Consider the following 1,912-nt stretch of genomic DNA (forward strand, 5'->3'; position numbering starts at 1 on the left):
GGTGGAGGCGATCGTGGCCTTCGGGTTGGTGCCGCCGGTCAGCGAGTTGCTGATGACCGTGAACGGCGCCGCCTCGGGGGCCACGTTCGACGTGATGGCGGGGAAGGTGATCGTGTACGGTCCACCGGCCGAACCAGACACGGTGACAGCGGCATAGATGCCGCCCCACGCCTGGATGCCGGTCTGCACGGTCGACGCCGCAGCGTTGTACGCCACCTGCAGCGAGTTTCCGCCAGATCCGATGACGATGCCGCCGCCAGTCGGGGTGCCGGTGATGGTCAGCGTCTGCACCGAGTCGCCGGCACGCCAGTACCGACCGGAGACACCCTTGTTGAAGTAGGCCGGCCAGCCCAACAGGCTGGACTGGTTGTCGGCCGCGTTGGCGGGGGTGTTCAGCAGCGGACGACCTTGGGTGTCGGTCGCCAGCATCGCATCCACCTGCAGCCGCGGGTCGGCCGCCCAGCCGGTCATGTCGTAGTTGTTGTCCACGACCTTCCCGACAGCGGTGACCAGGTCGGCGTAGATGCCGCCGCTGCCCTGAGCGGTGGTCCCCAACGCAACAGTGTTGGGGGTGAGCGCCAGGTAGTCGGCGAACGGGCCGGCACCACCGGTGCGGATCGACTTACCGGCGATCGCCGCATAGTCGAACGCCCGCGCGATCGCGGTCGGCAGGTCCTGCTGCAGCTGCTCGTAGAGGCCGCCCGGGTTGGACATCACGACCTCATCGGAGACCGGGACGAGCAGGGCGACCTTCTTGCCGGTCATCAGCTTCACGCCGACGCCGACCTGAGCTGCCGGCTTGACGCCGCCCTCAGCGACCCAGTCCGCGGTGGGGATGTCCATCGGGACGGGAATCGCGGTCTGGGCGTTAACCGACAGCGGGACACGGCGAGCCAACGACATGACAGCGGACTGCTCAACGGCCTTGTTGAAGATCGGGCCAGTGATCGTTGGCGGCAATAGTTGCGTTGCCGTATTCGACAACGTTGTGGGGTTGGCCATCTGGCCCTCCTTCTAGTGGTGAACGCGCTTATTTGCGCGCATTGCGTAAAATTTCGGCGAATTGCTGTGCAGGGTCGCCACTTCCGGGTTGTACGGTTCGCCCCTCCCCAGGTACATGTCCTGGTTTGCGGGGCTCAGGGAGCAGAGATTTCAAGGTGGCGGCGTGTTCTTCGATCTCGTCGAGGTCGACACCACGCAGAGCGTCTGCGGGAACACCGAACTTCTTGGCAGTCGCGGATTTCCATTCCCGTATCTGCTCAGCCGCTTTCAACGCACCCAGCGCGCCTTCAGCAGCGTCAGCCCGTTCGATGGCCTTCTGAAGCTCAGTCTTCTGAGACTCCTTCAGGTCAGCTAATTCCTTTGCCGCAGCGGCGTTCTCCTTGGCGCGTTTCTCTTGCTCACGGGCCTTGGATTTCCAGAATTCGACCGTTTCGGTCGGCTTCTTCGGCGGCTGCTCTGAGGCATCCCCCTCCGGGGCTGCGTCGCCGGTGTCCGGTTCCGTCGTTTCGACAGGATCTGTTCCGGCCTCAGATTCTTGGAGGGTTTCTTCGGGCATTGCTCTACTCGCATTCCGTTTCGGATTTGGCCTCCCCGTTGCGGTTCGGCTGAAAATCCCAACTCAACAATCTGGTTGGGAAGTCTTTTAACCTTTGCGTGCTGCTAGGTCGCTTTTTGCTTGCTCGCCGAGCACGTCTAGGTTGTCTGCGATCCATCTGCGGACGCGGGCGCGGTCCGCAGGGGTGGATGGCCGGTCAGAAGGCTGGTACGGGCCGACCGGGAGTGGTCTTCCACCCCAGGCCGGAACGGCTTCGCAGTAGCAGTGCTCATGGCAGGCGAACGTCGCCGTCGCTTTCGTGTAGACGGCACCGCGGGAAGCCACCATGAGGCAGAAATTGCATGCCCCCGGGCG

General features: G+C 63.8%; 2 protein-coding genes. Both read right to left on the bottom strand.

Annotated elements, in window-relative coordinates; translation table 11 throughout:
• Nucleotides 1–1,002 (bottom strand): phage major capsid protein (locus A5695_RS02695; RefSeq protein ID WP_156749429.1); only part of this gene is annotated, 1,002 nt, incomplete at its 3' end.
• A 28-nt stretch (nucleotides 1,003–1,030) separates the two neighbouring features.
• On the bottom strand, nucleotides 1,031–1,558 hold the full coding sequence (locus tag A5695_RS28240) for a helicase (RefSeq protein ID WP_156749430.1): 528 nt from the start codon (nucleotides 1,556–1,558) through the stop codon (nucleotides 1,031–1,033).
• Nucleotides 1,559–1,912: the final 354 nt, after the last annotated feature.

Origin of the sequence: Mycobacterium sp. E1747 (assembly GCF_001667775.1) — a bacterium.
Lineage (GTDB): Bacteria > Actinomycetota > Actinomycetes > Mycobacteriales > Mycobacteriaceae > Mycobacterium.

What these genes read in the sequence shown, in the direction of transcription:
- A5695_RS28240 (WP_156749430.1), bottom strand. Translation starts at nt 1,558, where the DNA reads ATGCCCGAAGAAACCCTCCAAGAATCTGAGGCCGGAACAGATCCTGTC.